The sequence below is a fragment of the Streptomyces sp. B3I8 genome, assembly GCF_030816915.1.
GTDB lineage: Bacteria > Actinomycetota > Actinomycetes > Streptomycetales > Streptomycetaceae > Streptomyces.
Genome location: NZ_JAUSYN010000002.1, coordinates 1 through 15,933 on the forward strand (window position 1 = coordinate 1; position 15,933 = coordinate 15,933).

At 70.5% G+C, this 15,933-nt stretch carries 15 protein-coding genes and 3 pseudogenes; 10 read left to right on the forward strand and 8 right to left on the reverse strand.

Annotated features, from left to right (window positions below; all coding sequences use genetic code 11):
* Positions 1 to 823: 823 nt before the first annotated feature.
* Positions 824 to 1,087 (forward strand): hypothetical protein, encoded by a 264-nt coding sequence (locus QFZ64_RS02265; RefSeq protein ID WP_307061760.1) that lies wholly within the window; start codon positions 824 to 826, stop codon positions 1,085 to 1,087.
* A 329-nt stretch (positions 1,088 to 1,416) separates the two neighbouring features.
* Here the strand turns inward: QFZ64_RS02265 and QFZ64_RS02270 are convergent, their stop codons facing one another.
* From QFZ64_RS02270 to QFZ64_RS02280, 3 genes and pseudogenes are all read right to left on the reverse strand, one after another.
* Positions 1,417 to 1,806: an SDR family NAD(P)-dependent oxidoreductase gene (locus QFZ64_RS02270; RefSeq protein ID WP_307071536.1), complete on the reverse strand. Its 390-nt coding sequence runs from the start codon at positions 1,804 to 1,806 to the stop codon at positions 1,417 to 1,419.
* A pseudogene (locus QFZ64_RS02275) lies at positions 1,798 to 1,905 on the reverse strand (IS481 family transposase); the annotation flags it as partial. The gene QFZ64_RS02270 and the pseudogene QFZ64_RS02275, both read right to left, overlap by 9 nt.
* An 83-nt stretch (positions 1,906 to 1,988) precedes the next feature.
* A pseudogene (locus QFZ64_RS02280) lies at positions 1,989 to 2,279 on the reverse strand (transposase); the annotation flags it as partial.
* A gap of 555 nt (positions 2,280 to 2,834) precedes the next feature.
* Between QFZ64_RS02280 and QFZ64_RS02285 the strand changes: the two are divergent.
* From QFZ64_RS02285 to QFZ64_RS02305, 5 genes are all read left to right on the forward strand, one after another.
* Entirely contained in the window at positions 2,835 to 4,673 is a 1,839-nt protein-coding gene (locus QFZ64_RS02285; RefSeq protein WP_307061763.1) for an ATP-binding protein, read from the forward strand.
* Positions 4,674 to 4,828: 155 nt separating this feature from the next.
* A complete protein-coding gene (locus QFZ64_RS02290; RefSeq protein ID WP_307061765.1) occupies positions 4,829 to 5,248 on the forward strand; it encodes a roadblock/LC7 domain-containing protein in 420 nt (139 codons plus the stop codon).
* Positions 5,245 to 5,601 carry a DUF742 domain-containing protein gene (locus tag QFZ64_RS02295; RefSeq protein WP_307061767.1) on the forward strand — a complete coding sequence of 119 codons (357 nt, stop codon included), beginning with the start codon at positions 5,245 to 5,247 and terminating at the stop codon, positions 5,599 to 5,601. The genes QFZ64_RS02290 and QFZ64_RS02295 overlap by 4 nt, the downstream gene beginning before the upstream one ends.
* Positions 5,582 to 6,199, forward strand: coding sequence for an ATP/GTP-binding protein (locus QFZ64_RS02300; protein WP_307061769.1), 618 nt, complete (start codon positions 5,582 to 5,584; stop codon positions 6,197 to 6,199). The genes QFZ64_RS02295 and QFZ64_RS02300 overlap by 20 nt, the downstream gene beginning before the upstream one ends.
* Positions 6,196 to 7,458 carry a cytochrome P450 gene (locus tag QFZ64_RS02305; protein ID WP_307061771.1) on the forward strand — a complete coding sequence of 421 codons (1,263 nt, stop codon included), beginning with the start codon at positions 6,196 to 6,198 and terminating at the stop codon, positions 7,456 to 7,458. Before QFZ64_RS02300 ends, QFZ64_RS02305 begins: the two co-directional genes overlap by 4 nt.
* 329 nt (positions 7,459 to 7,787) lie before the next feature.
* On the opposite strand, the gene QFZ64_RS02310 is transcribed toward QFZ64_RS02305, so the two are convergent.
* The 4 genes from QFZ64_RS02310 to QFZ64_RS02325 all read right to left on the reverse strand — a co-directional run bounded on the left by QFZ64_RS02310 (position 7,788) and on the right by QFZ64_RS02325 (position 10,817).
* On the reverse strand, positions 7,788 to 9,014 hold the full coding sequence (locus tag QFZ64_RS02310; RefSeq protein ID WP_307061773.1) for a cytochrome P450: 1,227 nt from the start codon (positions 9,012 to 9,014) through the stop codon (positions 7,788 to 7,790).
* A 473-nt stretch (positions 9,015 to 9,487) separates the two neighbouring features.
* Entirely contained in the window at positions 9,488 to 9,715 is a 228-nt protein-coding gene (locus QFZ64_RS02315) for a hypothetical protein (protein WP_307061775.1), read from the reverse strand.
* A 92-nt stretch (positions 9,716 to 9,807) separates the two neighbouring features.
* On the reverse strand, positions 9,808 to 9,966 hold the full coding sequence (locus tag QFZ64_RS02320) for a hypothetical protein (protein ID WP_307061777.1): 159 nt from the start codon (positions 9,964 to 9,966) through the stop codon (positions 9,808 to 9,810).
* Positions 9,963 to 10,817 carry an oxidoreductase gene (locus QFZ64_RS02325; protein ID WP_307061779.1) on the reverse strand — a complete coding sequence of 285 codons (855 nt, stop codon included), beginning with the start codon at positions 10,815 to 10,817 and terminating at the stop codon, positions 9,963 to 9,965. Before QFZ64_RS02325 ends, QFZ64_RS02320 begins: the two co-directional genes overlap by 4 nt.
* A 122-nt stretch (positions 10,818 to 10,939) precedes the next feature.
* Here QFZ64_RS02325 and QFZ64_RS02330 point away from each other — a divergent pair, with 122 nt between their 5' ends.
* The 4 genes and pseudogenes from QFZ64_RS02330 to QFZ64_RS02345 all read left to right on the forward strand — a co-directional run bounded on the left by QFZ64_RS02330 (position 10,940) and on the right by QFZ64_RS02345 (position 14,215).
* Positions 10,940 to 11,746, forward strand: coding sequence for a helix-turn-helix domain-containing protein (locus QFZ64_RS02330; RefSeq protein ID WP_307061781.1), 807 nt, complete (start codon positions 10,940 to 10,942; stop codon positions 11,744 to 11,746).
* A gap of 169 nt (positions 11,747 to 11,915) precedes the next feature.
* Positions 11,916 to 12,116, forward strand: coding sequence for a hypothetical protein (locus QFZ64_RS02335; RefSeq protein WP_307061784.1), 201 nt, complete (start codon positions 11,916 to 11,918; stop codon positions 12,114 to 12,116).
* Between the two features lie 361 nt (positions 12,117 to 12,477).
* Positions 12,478 to 13,187, forward strand: a pseudogene (locus QFZ64_RS02340) (transposase family protein).
* Positions 13,188 to 13,570: 383 nt separating this feature from the next.
* On the forward strand, positions 13,571 to 14,215 hold the full coding sequence (locus tag QFZ64_RS02345) for a dihydrofolate reductase family protein (RefSeq protein WP_307061787.1): 645 nt from the start codon (positions 13,571 to 13,573) through the stop codon (positions 14,213 to 14,215).
* A 1,159-nt stretch (positions 14,216 to 15,374) separates the two neighbouring features.
* On the opposite strand, the gene QFZ64_RS02350 is transcribed toward QFZ64_RS02345, so the two are convergent.
* Positions 15,375 to 15,932 carry an XRE family transcriptional regulator gene (locus QFZ64_RS02350; RefSeq protein WP_307061789.1) on the reverse strand — a complete coding sequence of 186 codons (558 nt, stop codon included), beginning with the start codon at positions 15,930 to 15,932 and terminating at the stop codon, positions 15,375 to 15,377.
* Position 15,933: the final 1 nt, after the last annotated feature.

Sequence of the window (15,933 nt, forward strand, 5' to 3'; positions counted from 1 at the left end):
GCAGCGGCGGAGGCGGCGGTTATGGCGGCGAGGAGAGAAAGGCGCTGGCGGCGGTGGGGGCCGGCGCCACCGGGGGAGGCACCGGCGGCAGCGGCGGTAAGGGCCGCAACCCCATCTACAACTCCTCGGCTGCAGGAGCGCCTGGGAGAAGGATTACGGCACCGCCGCGGGGGCGGGGGAACCGGAGCCGCCGGGCAGCCCGGCAAGGCCGGTGAGCGCGGGGAAGTATCCAGAACCACCGCACCAAGGGCGGCGAGGGAGGCACCGGCGGCGCCGGCGGGGCTCCCGGCAGGGGAGCCACAGCCACCTACGGCGCGGGCGGCGACGGAGGCACCGGTGGCCGTGGCGGCTTCGGCGCCGGCAGCGGCGGCCCGGGCGGCTGCTGCGAACCCAGCCACGGCACCGCAGCGGGTAACTGCGTCCACGGAGACACCGGCACCTACGGACACCGCGGCGACCAAGACTCCACCGGAGCCAAAGGCGCCCCCGGCGCCGTCGTCATCACCTGGTCCTGATCGCACCCCGGACGCGCCCCGGACGGCGCCCCGGTGAGACAACGCCCTGCAGAAGGTCATTGAGCGGCACAACGGCGAGGCCCACACCACAGGTGGTGTGGGCCTCGCCGTCCCATGTGTGAAGGTCGTGGCCGCCCGTTCGGCAAGGGTGCCTCCGATGATTGGTTGGAAGCGGTGCTCGCCCAAGGGCTCGTAGCCTGCGTCAGCGTTCAGTCAGTGCAGGTCGCAGCACTTCGGGCCAGGCTCGTCGCTTCAGGTTGGCCTGCTTGGCCCCGGTCTCCTCCACCAGGTGCGCGACGGGTGGGTGAGTGACGAGAAGCCGGACGGCGCCGGCAGCGGAGGCGGAGGCGGAGGGTGCCGCGGTGACGGCGGCGGAGGCGGAGGCGGAGGGTGCCGCGGTGACGGCGGCGGAGGCGGAGGCGGAGGGTGCCGCGGTGACGGCGGCGGAGGCGGAGGCGGAGGGTGCCGCGGTGACGGCGGCGGAGGCGGAGGCGGAGGGTGCCGCGGTGACGGCGGGCCGCCCCGGTACGGCAACAACCCGTGGTGGGTCCGCCGGGAGAACCAGCCCGTGACCATGCCCGCCCAGCTGCGGGTGCTGGGCAAGGAGCGCACATCGCCCGGCTCGGGGCACCACCTGGCGCGCGGCGGTACCGGCCGAGCGGCGTGCGCTGATCGCCCCTCTCAATCACACCCGCCCCGGTCACCGCTGGGGCCTGATGCCCGGCGCGGCGAGGCAAGTCGTCGTGCCCGGCCGTTGCCGCAGCTGACCGAATACGGGGCTAGGGCCTCTCGTTTGGATCATTCCGGCGTCGCGGGGTCGGTCGAAGACGCACCGCACCTCCCAGCCGGCCTGATCCAAACGAAAGACCCTGGATCGCGGGAAGTTCACCGCCCTCGACGTTCAGGCTTGCCCCGGTGATCCACTGCGCTCGGTCCGGGACGAGGTGGGCGACGGCTTCGGCGATGTCGCGAGGGTCTCCGGGGCTCCCGGCGGGATGTCCGCGGTGACCGCGGCGAGTTCGACGCCCATCGCGTCGTCGAAGCTCTGGCGGACCTCGTCGGCGCCCGGAGTGAGCACATTGCCGGGCATGATCACGGTGACGCGGATCCCGGCGGGCGCGAGCCCGGCGGCGAGCGCCTTGCCGTAGTTGTCGAGTGCGGCCTTGGCCGCGGCGTGGTGAGCCATGGGCGGGCCTGGCAGGATCGCCGAGCCGGAGGAGATGTTGACGATCGCGCTGCCCGCCCCGGCCTCGCGCAGTGCCGGCAGCAGCGCGTTGGTGCAGGTGTGCAGGAAGGTGTCGAGGGCTGCCGTTCGCTGTTCGTTGCTGTTGCAGGGCTGTAGGCAGGCCCATTCGTCGAGCAGGGTGCGGTTGAAGCGTTCGGCTTTGCCGATGCTCGTACAGCTGTCAAGGAAGGTCGGGCTGCGGTTGCCAGATCGTCGCGGGCAGGTGGGTGCGCTGGGGTTCGCGGGACGAGCAGGCCGTAGACCTCACGGGCGATGTGTCGTTTCAAGCAGCGGATGATCTCGGTCTTCGTCTTGCCTTCGGCTGTTCTGCGGGCCACGCAGGCGCGTGTGCGTGGCTCCCGGGCCATGCGGCTGACGGTGATCATGCAGAGGGCGTGGTCGGCCTGACGGTCGCCGCCGCGGTCGAGGCGGTGGCGGCTGGTGGTGCCGGAGGAGGCAGGGATCGGGGCGACGCCGCAGGGGTGGGCGAAGGCAGACTCTGAGCGAAGGCGTCCTGGGTTGTCGCCGACAGCGACGAGACCTCGGCCGCCTCCCGGCCCAGGGCCTTCAGCAGGGGCAGCTCACCGCGCTCCAGCACGGTCACCTCCGCGCCGGCCGCCCGGGCCGCGGCACACCAGGCCGGTGAACCCACAGCACATCAACAGATCTCTCTCCGAGCGTTGGCCGTGCTCCGTGCCGTTCGTGTCCGGCCGGGTCGTCCAGCGGCCCCGTGAGGCGGGCCGAACCGGCGTGCCGGGCAGGGCGGTTGGCTGGAAATTGTTCCTGTGTGCCTTGTGCGGGGGCGGGTTCGCCGCTGTACGCGCCGACGGCGGCCTGTGTCTGCGCCGACCCGGCGTGCCCGCAGGGCAGTTGCCGCCCGGCCGGGCGGCGGTTTACCACACGGTCCTGCCCGGGTGATCTTTTCCCGACGAAGTGAAATGGTGGAGCCGGCGGGCCCCTGCCCGTCACTTCATGCCATGTACGTGACTAGCATGAGGCCCGCGCGTGATCCGGAAGACGGCCTGCCGCCCTCCGGGTCACCGGAATGCGCCTGTCGTGACGTACCGAACTCTCATGGACCCAGGGACCGCTGAATGCCAGTGCCAGCTCGCCCCCGCCCGCCCCGATCCGAGCCGGGCGGGCGTGCGCCCGCGGCCGTGGTCCCCGCGGTGCTGGCCGGGACGGCCGCGGGTGCCGCGGCGGTGGCCGTCGCCGCCCCGGACGCGGCCCGTGCCTGGGCCGCCGGCACGGCGGCCGTGGCCTGGCTGTGCGTGGCGGCCCTCACCGTCGCCTTCTCCGTGCGGCTGCGCAGGTTCTCCCGCCTGGCCCGGTCCCGCAGCGACGAGCTGGAGAGGACCAAGAAGGACTGGATGCGGCACGGGGCCGAGACGGACCAGCTGGCCGGCACGACTCTGGGCTCGGTCGTGCGGCAGCTGAAGGACGGAGCCAGTGCGGAGCAGGCCCTGGCCGGTGTCCCCGCCCCTGGCGACCCCTATCTGCGGCGCCTGCTGCAGGTGTTCGCCGGTGAAGTCGGCGCGGCGGTGCGGGAGGCGGCCGGGGCGCGTGCGGAACTGGACGGGGCCCGGCGTGAGCTGGAGCGGTGGGACACCGAACTCCAGCACCTCACCCGGGAGATCCTGCCCGCGGCGGTGGCCCTCCTGCGCGAGGGCAGCTCGGCCGAGACCGTTCTCGCCCAGCTCGCCCGGCCGTCGAAGACGTCGCTGCGTGCTCCCGCCGAAACGTTCGTCCGGGAACTCGCCCACAGCGAACGCCGCTCGGCCGCCGCGCAGGCGGCGTCGGCGAAGGCACTCAGCCGGGTACAGGCCAAGACCGTCAGCATGCTCGCCGACCTGCGGGAGATGCAGGACCGGCACGGCGCGGACGTCTTCGGCGACCTGCTGCGCCTGGACCACAGCACCTCCCAGCTCGGTCTCATGACCGACCGGCTGGCGCTGCTGATGGGCGGGCGGTCCAGCCGGGTCTGGAACAAGCCGATCGTCATGGAGAGCATCCTGCGCGGCGCGGTGGGCCGCATCGCCGCCTACCGCCGGGTACGGCTGCACAACTCCAGCCGTGCCGCCCTGGCCGGTTTCGCGGCCGAGGGCGTGATGCACCTGCTGGCCGAACTCATGGACAACGCCGCCAACTTCTCGCCGCCCATCGACGAGGTCCATGTGTATGTGGAGGAGCGCAGCGCCGGCCTCGTGGTGACCATCGAGGACAGCGGGCTGAAGATGTCCGACGCCGCCATGCGCCGCGCGCAGGAGTCGGTCTCGGGCCAGGTCACCGACCTCGCCGCGCTCCAGGGCACGCGCCTCGGGCTCGGCGTCGTGGGACGGCTCGCCGCCAAGTACGGCATCAGTGTCAGCTACCGGCCGTCCTCGCGCGGCGGTACCGGCGTCGTCGTCCTGCTGCCGCCCCAGCTGGTGGCCCAGCAGCGGGAACCGGCCGCCGCCGGCCTCCCGGGCAGCACCGCACAGGTCCCGGCCGCTGCCGCACCCTCCGCGTCCCCCGCGCCGGCGGTGTCCGGCAGCGGGGAGGTCCCGCAGGAGGGGCAGATGTTCGCGCCGGCCGACGTCGCCCCGCGCGGGGACCGGGTGCCGCCGCCCGGCGTCCCGGCCCGCGGACGGGGGACCGCCACGCCGAACGGGCTGCCGGTCCGGGCTCCGGGACACACCATGGCCGCCGCGGAACGCGGACGGCCGCAGCCGGGCACCGGATCGGCCCCGCCCCCGTCCGACGCCGCCGGACCGGCCCGCAACGCGGGCAGCCGGTTCGGCGCCTACCACCACGGCCGCCGCGCGGGAGGCAGCACTCCCGGCGCGGCCCCCGGCCGCTCAGGGCCCCAAACGGGCCCCGGACCTGATGCCGTCCCGGATCCCGGACCGGGATCCGGACCGGGATCCGGGACGGATCCCGGGGCCGACGCCTAGCCCACCGGCCCGCCCACCGGCCGACGCCCAGCCCACCAGCCCACCGGCCCGCCGCGCCACCGGGCACGGCAGCACCCGCACCGAACCGCCGCACCCCGTTCGATTGGAGGAACGGGCCGGGAGACCGCCAGCGGTCCGATCCCGTCCCGCCCGTCATGGAGACCACCGACAACAGCCTCACCTGGCTCCTGAGCAACCTTCTGGAGCACACGCCGGGCACCCGCCACGCCCTGGTCCTGTCCCGGGACGGCCTGAAACTGTGCTGGACCGAACACCTCACCCTGGACCAGGCCGACCAGCTGGCGGCCATCTGCTCCGGGATCCAGGCCCTCGCGCAGGGCGCGTCCGTGGAATTCGGCGACGGCTCGGGAGGCGTACGGCACTCCATGACCGAGTTCCACGGCGGACTGCTGTTCATCGTGGAGGCGGGCCTGGGCGCACACCTCGCGGTGATCGCCCGGGAAGACGCCGACCCGGGCGTGGTGGGCCACCGGATGAGCGAACTCGTCGAGCAGATCGGCGAGCACCTGCGGGCCGAGCCCCGCACACCCGCCGGCGGGAGCGCCCCCGCGTGAGCCGCAAACCCGTGGACGTCGGCGACCCGGACCGGCTCTACACGGTGACAGGCGGGCGCAGCGAGGCCGACGAAGCGTTCGACCTCGTGACCCTGATCGTCAGCGAGTGCGAACCGGCCCCGGGCATGCAGTCCGAACACGTGCGGATCCTGGAACTGTGCCGGCATCCCACCGCGCTCGTGGAGATCTCGGCCGAACTCAGGCTGCCCGTCACGGTCGTACGTATCCTGCTGGGCGATCTCCATGCCCTGGGCAAGGTGACAGCCCGCCACCCCCGCACCGCGAGGTCCGCAGCGGACCTCCCCGAAACCGCCATGCTCCAGGAGGTGCTCCATGGGCTCCGCAACCTCTGAGCTGCCGTCCCAGCGCACGCCGCTGACCGACGCGGCCGAGACCGGCCTGAAGATCGTCGTCGTGGGCGGCTTCGGTGTGGGCAAGACGACGCTGGTCCGCTCCGTCAGCGAGATCCGGCCGCTGAACACCGAGGAGGTGATGACGCAGGCCGGGCAGGACGTCGACCGGACCGCCGGCGTGGAGGGCAAGACGACGACGACCGTCGCCTTCGACTTCGGGCGCATCAGCCTGAACCAGCGGATGGTGCTCTACCTGTTCGGCGCACCGGGCCAGGAACGTTTCTGGTTCCTGTGGGACCGGCTCTTCGCCGGCACCCTGGGCGCGGTGGTCCTCGTGGACACACGGCGCATGACGGACTCCTGGTACGCCATCGACCGGCTCGAACACCACAAGACACCGTTCGTCGTGGCCGTCAACCGGTTCGACGGCGACGAGAGCCGTTTCTCGCTCGAGGAGATCCGCCAGGCCCTGGCACTGGGCGACCACGTGCCGATGGTCGACTGCGACGCGCGGGTCAGATCATCGGGCAAGGAAGTCCTGATCACTCTCGTGGACCACCTCCACTCGCTGGCACTGACCCGGGAGAAGACCTCGTGAGCGACCACAACAGCGCCTCCCCGGCCGCTCCCCCGCCGGGCTGCCCCGCCCACGGCTCCGCAGTCCGGCTGGCCGGGCTGCAGTTCCAGCAGTCGGCCTCCGACCTGTACCGTTCCCTGCGCCGGGAACACGGGGCGGTCGCCCCGGTCCTGCTCGACAACGACATCCCCGCCTGGCTGGTCCTCGGCTACCCCGAGGTCTGCTACGTGAGCGCCCACGACGAACTGTTCGCCCGGGACTCCCGGCGCTGGAACCAGTGGCCGAACATCCCCGACAACTGGCCGCTCCTGCCGTTCGTCGGCTACCAGCCCTCCGTACTGTTCACCGAGGGCGCCGAACACCAGCGCCGGGCCGGCGTCCTCACCCACGCCCTGGAAGGCATCGACCAGTTCGAACTGGCACGCGAGTGCCAGACAGTCGCCGAACACCTGATCGCCTCCTTCGCCGGCAGCGGCACAGCCGAACTGATGAACGCCTACGCCCACGCACTCCCCGCCCGCGCGGTCCTGTGGATGTGCGGCATGCCACAGGACAGCGACGAGACCGACACCCTGGTAGAAGACCTGCGCACCTCACTGGACGCCGGTCAGGACGACGACCCGGTCGCCGCCTACCAACGAGTCGGCGCCCGCCTGACACAGCTGGTGAAAACCAAACGGGAAAACCCCGGAGCCGACATCACCTCACGGATGCTGCTCCACCCCGCCGGCCTCAGCGACGAAGAAGCCGTCCAGGACCTCATCTCCGTCATCGCCGCCGCCCAGCAGCCGACAGCCAACTGGATCGGCAACACCCTGCGCCTGCTGCTGACCGACGAACGCTTCGCGGTGAACGTCTCCGGCGGCCGGGTCAGCGTGGGCGACGCACTCAACGAAGTACTGTGGCTGGACACCCCCACACAGAACTTCATCGGCCGCTGGGCCGCACGCGACACCCAACTCGGCGGCCGGCACATCCGCGAAGGCGACTGCCTCATCCTCGGACTCGCCGCAGCCAACACCGACCCCCAGATCTGGCCCGAATCACACGTCGGAGCCGAAAACTCCGCACACCTGTCCTTCAGCAACGGCGAACACCGCTGCCCCTACCCGGCCCCACTCCTCGCAGACGTCATGGCACGCACAGCCGTGGAAACCCTGATGGAACACCTACCCGACCTCGTCCTGACCGGCCAGACAACACAACTGACATGGCGCCCCTCAGTATGGATGCGCGGCCTCACCACACTACCCGTAACATTCACACCAACCACACACTAACCAGACACCAAACACCAACAACAGCACCACCCACACCACCGCACACCACCGGCACACCGGCACACCGGCACACCGGCACACCGGCACACCGGCACACCGGCACACCGGCACACCGGCACACCGGCACACCGACGCACCGAGCTTCCGCCAACTTGAAGGCGCACGCCAAAAAACCGCCGCGACGGGCACTCAGAGTGCCCACGCTCGCCGACGGCAGGAGCCAGCAGAGTAGATCCTCTGCCGGCAACCGTTCCCCACCGGCCCGGACCCCAGCCCACACCGACAACCACAACACACAAAAGACCAGACCGACGACCCGGCCCACAAACTCAGCCAGCAACAGGAGAAAAACACACCCGAACCGACCGCAACCCACGAGTAAACACACCCTCCTCCACCGGGTCGAAGCCGTCGGCGAAACGAACATCGGGCATGGCGTCCAGGAGATGGTTGATCCCGATCTCGACCTCCGCCTTGGCCAGCAGCGCACCGACGCAGAAGTGCCGACCGAGCGCGAAGGCGAGGTGATCGGCGGCGGCCGAGAACGCCGAGGCCGTGGTGAGGTCCTCACGGAAGATGTCGAACCTGTCCGGGTCGCAGTAACGGCGCTCGTCCCGGTTGGCTGCCCCGATCAGACAGGTCACGGTCGCGCCCCGGGGGATGATGCCGCCGCAGACCTCGACGTCGACAGCCGCCTGCCGCATGATCATCTGGACCGGCGGCGTATACCTCAAGGTCTCCGCGAACGCGGCGGCAACCAGACTCCGGTCCTCACGGACCGCCGCCAACTGCTCGGGATGGGCCAGAAGGTTGGCCATGATCCCGGCGATGGCCTTGTCCGTGGTCTCACCGCCGGCAGCCAGCAACAGGCTGCAGAACGCCTTGATGTCCTCGTCACTCATCCGTACACCATCGACCTCCGCCGCACAGAGCGTGGACAACAGATCCTCGCCCAGGTGGTCACGACGCTCACGGATCACCGGGATCATGTACTGGGCGAACTCCGCCCGGGTCCGCTCCCCCGCAGCCGCCACCTCGGGATCGCCGGACAGATTACCCAGGAACGCGATGACCGCGGTGTACCAGCGGTGGAAACGGTCATGGTCGGCCTTGTCCAGACCCAGCATGTCCGCGATGACATTGACCGGGAAACGCGTCGCGTAATCACTGACAAGGTCAGCGGACCCGGTGTGCCGGAAGGCGTCGATGAGAGCACGGGAATTACGTTCGATGACCGGCAGGAACTTCTCTCGCAGGTCACTGCCCCGGAACGCCGGGGCCACCAGCGCACGGCGCACCGCGTGTTCCCGGCCACTGAGCTGAAGGATCGTCCTGCCATGGACAGGCTCGAGCTGCCAGTCGTAGTTCTCCGTGGTGAACTCGGACTTCCTGTCCTTGAAGACACGCTCGACGTCCTCGTAACGGGATATCACGTAACTTCCCGTGGCCTCGTGCCAGAGCAGCGGCACCCGGTCACGCATCACCGCGTACACGGGGTAAGGATCCGCCGCGAACTCCGGCGAAAGAATGTCAGACACCTGCGGCAAAATAGACACAAAACTCCTCAGGATTGACCCACACCAGCCGACAACAGGTTAACAATCCCCCCACCAGCAACGCCAGACAATGCCCAACAATCCGCCACAACACCCGACCTGGCAGTGACACCCCGTAAACCAGAAGCACCTCCGCACACCACACAACAGCTGACGGCCACCCACCAAACCGCAGCGAACCTGATCCGCCCCCACCCGCACCTCACACCCAGGACGCCGCCGCGGACCAGACAGACCAGATGAACCCCCGTGCTCCCGCGCCCAGCAGGCCCGGACCGATCCGACGAACCTGAACACCATGCCAAGGGCCAGGCCGCACTCCCGGCACCGCGGAAACTCCCCCGCGGTCAACTCCCGTACAGAGCCGGGCAGGCGAAAAGGCTCACACGATCGGACCGCCGGCCGGCGGGTGAACCCAGGACCCAACCGGAAAGCCATAGAGCTCGTAACACGATCTTGTTGAAGTGGCCTGGTCAGACGTGACCGATCTGATGATTCGGCTGTTCGTGATGCTGTGTGGTCGCGGGCCTGCGTGGACTCAGCAGGGTGCCGTGTCCCCGACGGCGCATGTCCGGCACGACCGCGCGGACGGCCGCCGTGGCGGCGACGACGCTCAGTGCCAGCGCGTTCTCGGTGTCCGCGGGCGCGGTGTCGAGCACGGGCTTGATCCACGTGAGACTCGGCCGGGGGCTGAACAGCATCACCTCGATGGGACCGAGCCGTTCGCGCAGTGCGTCGCGCGCCGCGGCGAGTGCGCGTTCGTCGGTGATGTCCGCGGTCTCGACCGCTGTCGTCAGGCCCTGGAAGTCGGGTCGGCGTCCATCATGTCCAGGCGTTCGGCGCCGCGCGCCATCAGCCCGACCGGATGTCCCTCACGGCCGAATCGACGGGCGGCCGCAGCGCCCAGCACGGGCCCGGCACCGATCACGACGAACGCGCCGACCGTGCTCACACCTGCTCCAAGTCCGCGCTCCTGGTCAGTGCCTCGTTGGCATCGATCTCGCCGCGCATCCGGTCCAGGCGGGCGCGTGCACCGGCGAGCGCGTCCGAGCCGAGGAGCAGCCGCAGGGGCGGTGTGCCGTCGTCCACGGCCGCGGCGATGGCCGCTGCGGCCCGTACCGGGTCGCCGGGCTGGCGGCCGGACACCCCCAGGGTGGCCTCACGGCGCTTGCCCGCGGTCTGCTCGTAGTCGTCCAGGCGCGTCGGGGACTGCTGCATGGACGTCCCCGCCCACTGGGTGCGCAGACCGCCGGGCTCGGCGATCGTCACCGTGATGCCGAGCGGTGCCAGTTCCGCGGCCAGCGACTCCGACAGGCCCTCCAGCGCGAACTTCGTGGCGTGGTAGTAGCCGGTCGCGGCGAAGGCCGCCAGGCCGCCGAAGGAGGAGACGTTGACGATGCTCCCTGAGCGGCGGGCCCGCATGCCGGGCAGTACGGCCTTGAGGACCGTCACCACGCCGTGCACGTTGGTGTCGTACAGGGCACGGACCGCGGTGTCCTCGCCCTCCTCGATGGCGGCCAGGTAGCCGTATCCCGCGTTGTTGACCAGGACGTCGATGCGCCCGAACTCCACCTCGCAGGTCCGGACGGCCTCGGTCACCGACGCCGGGTCGGTCACGTCCAGCCGTAGAGCCAGCGCGCGGTCGCCGTACTTCGCGGCGAGATCGGTCACGGAGGCGCGGTCTCGAGCGGTGACAGCCACTCGGTGGCCCCGCTCGAGGGCGTGCTCGGCCAGGGCACGGCCCAGACCGCTGGAGCAGCCGGTGATCAGCCAGACAGACGATTCGTTGCTGTGGTTCGACATGCCTCCATGGCAACAGCAAGCCGGCGGACGTGCCACGCCCCCTTGAGGGAGGCCCTCGCAGGGTGAGCTTCCCGTACGGCGCACGAGCGGCCCCGATACATGAGGAGCGGTACGCTCTCCGGATGGCGCGCGACGACAACCGACTCGGTTCCTTCCTGCGCAGTCGCCGGGAGAAGATCGACGCTGCATCTGCCGGAGTCGTCGACAACACGCGACGGCGGGTCAAGGGACTGCGCCGGGAGGAACTGGCGCTGCTGGCCGGGCTCAGTCCCTCCTACTACGCCCGGATCGAGCAGGGCCGTGACCGGAATCCCTCCCGCGAGATCCTCGAAGCACTGGCCGGTGTCCTGCGCCTGGACGACACCGAGCGGGCCTACCTCTGGTCCCTGGCCATGCCCTCGCTGGTCCCGGCCGACAACGACGCCCCTTCTGCCCACACCGTGCGGCCAGGGGTGCTGCGCCTGCTGGAGCGTTGGGCTGACCTGCCCGCGTTCGTCGTCGCCCCCAACCGCGACGTCCTGGCCGGTACCGCGCTCTCGGCCCGCGTCAATCCGGCATGGAGCCCGGGGCACAACCTGATCGAGTTCACCTTCCTCGACAGGCGCGCGCGGGACGTGTACCCCGACTGGGACGAGATCGCCCTGCAAGCCGTCGCAGGTCTGCGCGCCACCGCAGCCACGCGCCGCACAGAACTCGACGGCTTCGTGGCGAGTATGCGGGAGCGCAGCGGGACTTTCCGTGCCCTGTGGGATTCCCACGACGTGTACGAGCGCTCGACAGGTGAGAAGCGGCTCGCCGTCGACGGTCTCGGTATCCTCCACCTCAGCTTCGAGACCTTCGCGCTCGCCGGGGTCGAGGGACATGTCCTGTACGTGTACTTCCCGCAGCCCGGCAGCCCCGACGACGAAACGCTGCACGGCCTCGCCTGAGACATCCGGGTGCGGTCGAGGCTGTCGAGACATCCGGGTGCGGTCGAGGCTGTCGGCGACGACTCGCGGGCGCTCGGTGCAGCACGCGGCCGTTGGCTGATCGACTGGGGCACCTGCGATTGCGATCGGCGCCTGATCGTCCGGGCCGCGGGGACGCGGTGGAACCTCGGTGGTCAGGGCTGACGCCGCACTGATCCGCGCCCCGTCGGCGAAGGCCGTCTTCGTCAACCCGGTCAACGGCGTCACCAAGGACGTGCAGACGATCAGCGGCCACCGTGACCGGCTCGCCACCGAGTGCCCCGGCACCACGCTCTACGGCGACCTTCCCGCCCTGCGTGAAAGCGTCGCGGCAGCTCGCACCGGTAGCTGACCCAGGGTTGCGCAAGTCCGCGGTACACGCGAGGAGGACGTCCGCCGGAGCGGGCGCCCTCACACGGTGGCTCTGCCGGGCCGTCGCCTTGAGCGGGCACTTGGGCGGAAGCGGTGCGGTGAACCGACGGCCTCCGAGCCCGACCACTTCGGTGTCTACGTCTCTTGGCGGCACGGCAGCGTCAGCCGCCGCGAGGGGAGGGTGAAACCAACTCCCGCCTGGTCATCCGGTTCGTACTGGATGACGTGGCAACCAGGGTGCCGCGCGACGGCCTGTCGCCGAGTCGGGTGTGCAACGCACGAGGCTCCCGTGCCGTCGGGGGAGGTGTTCGAAGTCTCAACCCACAGGCGCAGGAGCCGCGTTGGTTCCGTATTCTGCCGCACTCGACCTGCCCCATGCCCTGGTCGAGTGGGCCACCATGCTCATCGTCCCCCGTGAAGGTGACCGCCGCTGCAAACTACCGCCGCACCAGAGTGCCCTGGTCGCTCCGACGTACCCGCGCAAGCGCGACACGCTCGCCCAGATCGCCGCCGGCTTCGATATCTCGGTGGGCACCGCCCACGCCTACACCACCGCGGTGATCAGCCTGCTCGCAGAGCGTGCGCCAGGCCTGCTCAAGGTGCTGCGCGAGACCGACCCCGACCACGTCCTGCTCGACGGCACGCTCGCCGAGTGCGACCGCTTGGGCAACGGCCGGGCCGACTACTCCGCCGAACACCGCCGAGGCTGCTGTGGATCTCACCCGCACTGCCCGGCCGCACACACGACCTGACCGCGGCGCGCACCCACCGGATCATCCGGATCTACGAACGCCAAGGCGTGCCGGTCCTCGCCGACCGCGTCTACATGGGAGCCGGCCCGTGGGTGACGACACCCCTCGGACGCCCACCCGGCCGCGACCTCACACCCACGCAGCAACCCGTCAACCGCGCGCTCTCCGCAGCCCGGGCACCGGTCCAGCGCGGCGTCGCACGACTGAAGTCGTGGCGGACCTTCCGCGGGTCCCGGTGCAGCCCGAATCGAATGTCGTCAATCGCCGCGGCCGTCCTCACCCTGGAGCAGCAACGCTGACAACGCTCACCGACGCGGACCTGACCTTGCCGTCTGCTCCGCCATGACGACCAGTGCAGGATGTGGTCGACCGGCGTGGGCTGCCGGTCGGCGAGACGGGTGATCAGACGTCGGGTCTCGGCGAGACCGAGGTGGACGAGCGGGGAGAATCCGTTTCTGCTCCGTCCGCGTCCAACTGTCGGGCCCGCACGACGGTCAGGCACACGTGGGCGGCCTGCATCGGGTACGGGTGGGCATGTCCAGGCCTGCACCAGGCCCGAAAAGCGGGACACTGAGTGACCGGGCCGGAAACCGGCCACGGCAAACCGATGGGTACCACCCGCCCGGCCGGCCAGCCAGCCAGCCAGCCGGGCACCATTGCGCCGACACAGGAGGAAAAAGGCATGACTCAGCTGCTCAGGGTCCAGAACTTCAACGTCTCCAGCGACGGGATCGCCGCCGGGCAGGACCAGAGTCTGGAAAGGCCCTTCGGCCACGTCGACCCCGGGAAACTCTTCGCCTGGGCCGGAGAGACGGCGAGCTGGCCCCTGCGTGACGCACCGGGCGGCAGCCGCGGCATCGACGACCTCTTCCTGCGGGACTACTCACACAACATCGGCGCCGAGATCATGGGCCGCAACAAGTTCGGGCCCCAGCGCGGGCCCTGGCCAGACCACCAGTGGCAGGGCTGGTGGGGCGAACAACCCCCCTTCCACACACCCGTGTTCGTCATGACCCACCACCCGCGTCCCTCATTCACCCTCTCCGACACCACATTCCACTTCCTCGACGCCGACCCCGAAACAGTCCTCGCGCAAGCCCGCCACGCCGCGGACGGCAAAGACGTACGACTGGGCGGCGGAGCCACCGTCATCCGCCAGTTCCTCGACGCCGACCTCATCGACACCCTGCACATCGTGGTCTCACCGCTGCGCTTCGGAACCGGAGTACGCCTGTGGGACTCCCCCGACGAACTCCTCGATCGTTACCGGCTCGAAACCGTTCCCAGCCCCAGCGGAGTCACCCACCACCTGTATTGGCGCAAGTAACCAAACCCGCCCCCACCCCCCGACACGACGCGAAAAGGCGGGGCTCGGACAGGCCCTGCCCGGCACCGTTCCGGGAAGCCCCGGAACGGACCCAACACACCACCACACAACCAACACCGGGTGGGTCACCCAAACCCGCCGCCCCAGCCGCGGTACCCCCGAACCCAACACACAACAGCAGCCGCGCAGGAGCCACCGGATCGCCGACGGGACCGACGACCGGCACGACACCGCCGTCCGCTCCCACCCACCCCCCATATCCTGTGCGCGCAAGCATGGGCCCGCCTGATGGGTGCGGTTCGGCCTGACGGTGGCAGCAGCGGGGGCCGGATCAGCACGGCGGCACGATTCAGTGACTGGATCGGCGAGCGGTCGGCGGCGGAGCCGGCCGAGCCGTTCACCTTTGTGTTCGGCATGGACGGTGTGCTTCGGCCGGCGCCGTGGCGGAGCGAGCACGTGGCCTGTGCCGGCGGAGCCAGGATGCTCAGTGCCGGCGAGATCGGTTTCGTGCGCGGGGCGGGCCGGCGGGTTGTGAGTGAAGGCAGCAACCACTCAACCGGGTACTGCCACGACACAGTCTGCTGGCCGGAAGTAGCTCGCGCTCTGGGCGAAGTGGGACTCGAGCACCCACCGGATTCACCTATCAGCTGGTGTTCAGGCGGTGCCCTGGCTGCCGACGGCTCAACATCGTACGATCGTGTGGCCCTCTTCCCACGCTCCCCCGAGCACAGCGATGCCGACTCCATGAACGCGTTCGTCGACGAATTCATCAACTGGTTCCACCGGGAGGACCCGGCCACCCACCCCGACCGGTCGCCGGCGCGACACGGTGAACGCGCGGCCGCCGTGACCCGGCTGGAGGTCGGCGCCGATCCCGCGGAACCGCGCGCACATCGGCGCCGGCACCTTCGAACGGCTGCCCCTGGCAGTCGTCCCCGGCCCGCCGGGCGTCCACGACGTGACAGTACGCACCGCATCCGGGCGCGAGGTCACCCTGCGCAGGGACCCGGCCCGGCTCTGGACACTCCCCCCTTGCGCTACGCCGACGCCCACACCCGCCCCACACACGTGCGGCAGCACGATGACGAGGGCGGCAACACGATGACGTGTGCAGGCAGTCGGAGGCGGCCCGCCCGCTCCGGGGCTGTTCCAGGAGCTGCTAGAAATCGAATTCCAGGTGCTCGATGTCGGTGAAACGCACCTCCTCCAGCTGCCCGGCGCGGCGGCCGCCGTCCTGGAAGTACACCTCCTTGAGACCTTCGGCAGCAATCTGCCGGAGCTGCCGGTCGTCGGCGCCGGCCGCCCGGGCGTCGAAGAGACGCGCGGCGTACCGCGGGGGCAGGGCGACGGTCAGATGCCGGATGCGGTCCTGGTCCGTCGAACCGACCGGCGCCGTGTAGCCCATGCGGGCGCGAGCGTCGATGACGATGCCGCCGGTGGACGCCGCGTTCCGCCGGGCCCTGGCGCGGACCTGGGGCTGCCAGCGCTGCTTCACCTCACGCTCCAGGCGCCCGGCGAGGTCCGCGCGCGGCTTCCTGATCTGGTCCTTCACATACCGTTCGACGGTGCGCTGGGAGACGCGCAGGAGCTGGGCAACCGCCTTCGTGCCCTTCATCTGCTTCACCAGGTAGCGCATCTGCGCACCGGCCGACTTCGGCGCCGGGCGGGTGAACGCCTTCTGCTCCGCGGCGTCCAGGCCGTCCCCGAACAGGCTCATC

Bases quoted from the DNA above. Each gene is read 5' to 3' on its own strand.
- QFZ64_RS02285 (WP_307061763.1), top strand. From the start codon at position 2,835: ATGCCAGTGCCAGCTCGCCCCCGCCCGCCCCGATCCGAGCCGGGCGGG.
- QFZ64_RS02290 (WP_307061765.1), top strand. From the start codon at position 4,829: ATGGAGACCACCGACAACAGCCTCACCTGGCTCCTGAGCAACCTTCTG.
- QFZ64_RS02300 (WP_307061769.1), top strand. From the start codon at position 5,582: ATGGGCTCCGCAACCTCTGAGCTGCCGTCCCAGCGCACGCCGCTGACC.
- QFZ64_RS02315 (WP_307061775.1), bottom strand. From the start codon at position 9,715: ATGCTGTTCAGCCCCCGGCCGAGTCTCACGTGGATCAAGCCCGTGCTC.
- QFZ64_RS02325 (WP_307061779.1), bottom strand. From the start codon at position 10,817: ATGTCGAACCACAGCAACGAATCGTCTGTCTGGCTGATCACCGGCTGC.
- QFZ64_RS02330 (WP_307061781.1), top strand. From the start codon at position 10,940: ATGGCGCGCGACGACAACCGACTCGGTTCCTTCCTGCGCAGTCGCCGG.
- QFZ64_RS02345 (WP_307061787.1), top strand. From the start codon at position 13,571: ATGACTCAGCTGCTCAGGGTCCAGAACTTCAACGTCTCCAGCGACGGG.
- QFZ64_RS02350 (WP_307061789.1), bottom strand. From the start codon at position 15,932: ATGAGCCTGTTCGGGGACGGCCTGGACGCCGCGGAGCAGAAGGCGTTC.